General features: G+C 61.5%; 5 protein-coding genes. All 5 read left to right on the top strand.

What is annotated here, in order from left to right; translation table 11 throughout:
• Nucleotides 1–124: 124 nt before the first annotated feature.
• Entirely contained in the window at nt 125–1,468 is a 1,344-nt protein-coding gene (locus HUU96_RS12550; RefSeq protein WP_174293107.1) for an IS1380 family transposase, read from the top strand.
• Between the two features lie 435 nt (nt 1,469–1,903).
• A complete protein-coding gene (locus tag HUU96_RS12545; RefSeq protein ID WP_174293106.1) occupies nt 1,904–2,113 on the top strand; it encodes a hypothetical protein in 210 nt (69 codons plus the stop codon).
• A gap of 175 nt (nt 2,114–2,288) precedes the next feature.
• On the top strand, nt 2,289–3,032 hold the full coding sequence (locus HUU96_RS12540) for a response regulator transcription factor (RefSeq protein WP_174293105.1): 744 nt from the start codon (nt 2,289–2,291) through the stop codon (nt 3,030–3,032).
• A gap of 65 nt (nt 3,033–3,097) precedes the next feature.
• A complete protein-coding gene (locus tag HUU96_RS12535; protein ID WP_174293104.1) occupies nt 3,098–3,301 on the top strand; it encodes a hypothetical protein in 204 nt (67 codons plus the stop codon).
• Between the two features lie 322 nt (nt 3,302–3,623).
• Nucleotides 3,624–4,059: ATP-binding cassette domain-containing protein (locus tag HUU96_RS12530; RefSeq protein WP_254605214.1), on the top strand; the 436-nt coding region annotated here is incomplete at its 3' end.

Below are 4,059 nucleotides of genomic sequence, written 5' to 3'. Positions count from 1 at the left end.
CTAGCCCGTCTTATTCACGGACCGGTGCATGAGAGGCAGGCGGGCGTAGCCTAAGTCGTTGCTGTTGCGTAGGGTTTGGGTGTCGAGACCAATCATCCGCACCAGCTTGCTGGCCACGCCCGCCATGACCCACGATACGATCCCGCCGTTCGCGTTTCCAGCCGTCCGGGGGCGGAAGATCACAGCCGATTTCGACGGCGGTCGGCTGACCTCGGACGGCGGCGTGATGCTGCTGGCCATGGCCGAGCGGCGGCTCGGCATCGCCGCGCGCCTGGCCCGCCTGGTGCCCGACCGCCGCGATCCGGCGCGGGTCACGCACACACTGGCCGACATGATCCGCGCCAGGATCTTCGCCATCGCGATGGGCTACGAGGACGCCGACGACCTCGACCACCTGCGTCGCGATCCGGCGTTCAAGCTCGCCTGCGGGCGGCTGCCGGACAGCGGCGACGACCTGTGCTCGCAGCCGACCCTGTCGCGGCTGGAGAACGCCCCTCGCCTGCGCGACGTGATCCGCCTGACCTATGCGCTCGTCGACGCCTGGATCGACTCCTATGCCAAGCCGCCCCGATCCGTGACGCTGGACATCGACGATACCTGCGACGTCGTCCACGGCCACCAGCAGCTTTCGTTGTTCAATGCCCATTACGACGAGCGCTGCTTTCTGCCGATCCACGTCTACGATACCGACCGGAGCCGTCCCGTCGCCGTGGTCCTGCGCCCGGGCAAGACGCCCTCGGGCGTCGAAGTGCGCGGCCACCTGCGCCGCCTCGTGCGCCGTATCCGTACCCGCTGGCCCACGACCCGCATCCTGTTTCGCGGCGACAGCCATTACGCCCGGCCCGAGGCGATGGAATGGTGCGAGGCCAACGGCATCGACTACGTCTTCGGCCTCGCCGGATCGAAGCCCCTGTCGGCGAAGGTCGAGGCGGCAGCAGACGTGGTGCGGACTGAGCACGCCATCACCGGCAAGGCGGTCGTGCGCGGCTACGCCGAGACCCGCCACAAGGCGAGGTCCTGGACCCACGAGCGCCGCGCCGTCGCCCGTATCGAGGCCACGACGCTCGGCCTCGACATCCGCTTCATCGTCACCAGCCTGCGCTTCGGCACGGCGGAGTGGCTCTACGACAGCCTGTACTGCGCGCGAGGCCAGGCCGAGAACCTGATCAAGCTGCACAAGACCCAGCTCGCCTCGGACCGGACCTCGTGCCGTTCAGCGCTGGCCAACCAGATGCGCCTCGTGCTCCACACCGCCGCCTACTGGCTGATGCTGACCGTGCGCGACGCCATCCCCAGGCCGCGCGACCTCGCCACGGCGGAGTTCGCGACGCTGCGGCTGCGCCTGCTGAAGATCGCCGCCCGCGTCATCGAGACCGCGAGCCGCGTCCGCCTTGCCTTCGCCGCCGCCTGTCCCGAGGCCGAGCTGTTCCGCTCGCTGCCGAGCGCGCTCTGGCCTTCCGCGCCATGAGCGGCGGGGCTGTCGCCCCGTCACCCGCCTCGCCCCTCAAGCGCGTTCTCGATCAGTGCAGGCCGAGCTCAAAATACCGAGCGATGACGCTCGCCTCGATTAAGGATCGGCCCGCGAACATCCCCGTTATGAATAGGAGCGGCTAGCCATCTGCGCCTCCTCGTTCGAGGATGCGATAACATGCCAAATGGTCGCAAATCTCTCGGCACTACTGATTAGAACGCAGGATAAGGGCTTAGACCAGATGATTGCATGGTAACATGGTCGTATGCGGACGATGCCTACTTTATAGGTACTTGTCTTTCGCACGACCTATTCGCGCCTAATCTGGACTAATACCTTCGGCGTGAATTAGTCACATCGACGTAGGGAGATCGAACGATTGCGCGCCGTATCGGCACCATCCAAGCTGACGAGCAGCGACGGAGTAAGCCGGTGGACGATCGTCTTCGAGAGCGTATCGCGCAGGTGCTTGATCGACGATGCGAGATTTCGAGGCTGGTCGGAAACGACTCTCCGAAAGCAACTCTTGCTCAAGCGCACATCGGTTTCGAGGATCCAAGCAAGCTATCTTCGGATCAGATCCAGGGCCTGTGTCACGCGCTGATCCTCACTTACGCGCAGATGGGTATCTCGGCGGATTGAAGACGATAGCGACCAACGCGATCGTCACCTTTGATCGAGAGCACTGCTGCGCGCTTTAACGCTCTTCTAAAGGATTAAACTTAAAATACGCTTTACATCTTTTTGTTAAACCGCGACATATCAATCCTGGTTATGCATCCATGCGAACGGGTATTTTGGTACAGGCGTAGCACTCATGAGATCGGAGACAGCAACGATCGTCATCTCGCAGCGCACGATTTTAGCGGAAGGCATCGTCGCGATCCTTGAAAGGGGCGGATACGAGGTTCTTCAGCATGTCGAGAGAGGATCGGACATCAAGCTGCCGCGCTTCATGGAGCCGCAAGGCCTCCTGCTGATAATACTGCGCGAAGGGAACATCGACCAAGAGAGTACTTGCCGCGAATTGGCGGCGGTGCGTGAGGCTTTCCCTGAATCGCGCATCGTCTTGATAAGAAGAGACCCCGCGTTTCTAAGTCCGGAAAGTGTCTTTCTTTCTGACGCGAACGCGTTCGTGCTTGGCATCTTCAGTGGGGGACAAATTCTTTCTATCTTGAAGATGGTCCTGGCGTCACCCATGAAATTGTATATTGCTAGCGGCACGAGGGAAATGTGCGTAACAGACGCGAGTGCTGAGGATCATATCATCCCGCTCAGCAAAGACGAAGACAACACATCTCTTCTGTCCAGGCTTTCCAGACGCGAGAGGGAAATACTCGACGCGCTTGCGAAAGGAAATTCCAACAAGCATCTGGCCCGACTGTTCAATCTGTCAGAAGCGACAGTGAAAGCGCATGTACGGTCTATTTTCTCAAAGCTCGGAGCGGACAACCGCACGAAAGCGGCGCTTCATCTAGTCGGGTCGGCCGAGATCGCGCCAAGGTCGCGCCTCGACGATTACACGTCCCGCGCGTGGCATGAGAAAGCGCCGCAGTCTTAGGTCTTGCCAACATTTCCTCAGGAGGCTAAAAATTTTAACATCCTTCGCTGGGACTAGACAAGGGCATGACGAAGGTCGGGCATGAATGTGATGTGGAGTTGTCGGGAAAATCGAGCAATTCTGCTGAGGAGCCCTTCGCCGCGAACCTCATTCGTGACTTGGCTGTCAAAGGTTTATCTGCCCCTCGCAGCCTTGATTTTGAAGAGATTTCTCAGCTCTGCCTCGCCGTACTAGCGCACTTGAATAACAACGAAGCCCTGGACATTTGAGTTCGATGCCGCCTGTCAGGCGATCGAGAGTCGAAGACAGGGAAACGGGCGCGTTCTTGATGCACCTTATAGCTGCATCACTAGAGGTTTTCGCCTTTAGTTTCACGACCCTCTGAGCTGTCGTCTCGTACGCTGGGCGCTTTGCCCGATCTCGGCTTCATCCTTCCCATAGCGACCACGATCACGAACGGTTGTCGGCACGAGATCAAGCCAGACGACTGTCCCTTCTGCTGCCTCAAGGCGCTCCGTACGTTCAGCAAAACGCAAGCAGGCCGGCGCTATGCTCGCCCCTGGCGCCTTCCCGGCGCGGCGGAGCGGTGGCGTGGACGCACTCACGATCAAGGGGCTGGCCAAGAGCTTCGAGCGTCCTGCCGTGGCCGACCTCGACCTGAAGCTGCATGCCGGCGAGTTCTACGCGCTGCTCGGGCCCAACGGCGCCGGCAAGACCACCACGCTGCGGATGACCGCCGGACTGCTGCGGCCCGATGCCGGCTCGATCGCGATCTTCGGCATCGACGCGCTGAAACACCCGATCGATGCCAAGCGCTTCACCGCCTGGCTGCCCGACGAACCGATGCTCTACGACAAGCTGACACCGGTGGAATACCTCGAGTTCGTCGCCGGCCTCTGGTCCGTGGAGCCGGCGACGGCGCGCCGCGAGGCCGAGGCGCTGATCGCCCTGCTCGGTCTCGCGCCGCACGCCCACGAACGCTGCGGCGGCTTCTCCAAGGGCATGCGCCAGAAGGTGGCGCTGGCCG

The sequence above is a fragment of the Sphingomonas bacterium genome (genome assembly GCF_903644135.1).
GTDB lineage: Bacteria > Pseudomonadota > Alphaproteobacteria > Sphingomonadales > Sphingomonadaceae > Sphingomonas.
Note: the sequence above shows the minus strand (reverse complement) of the source record. Positions and strands in the feature narration are given on the sequence as shown.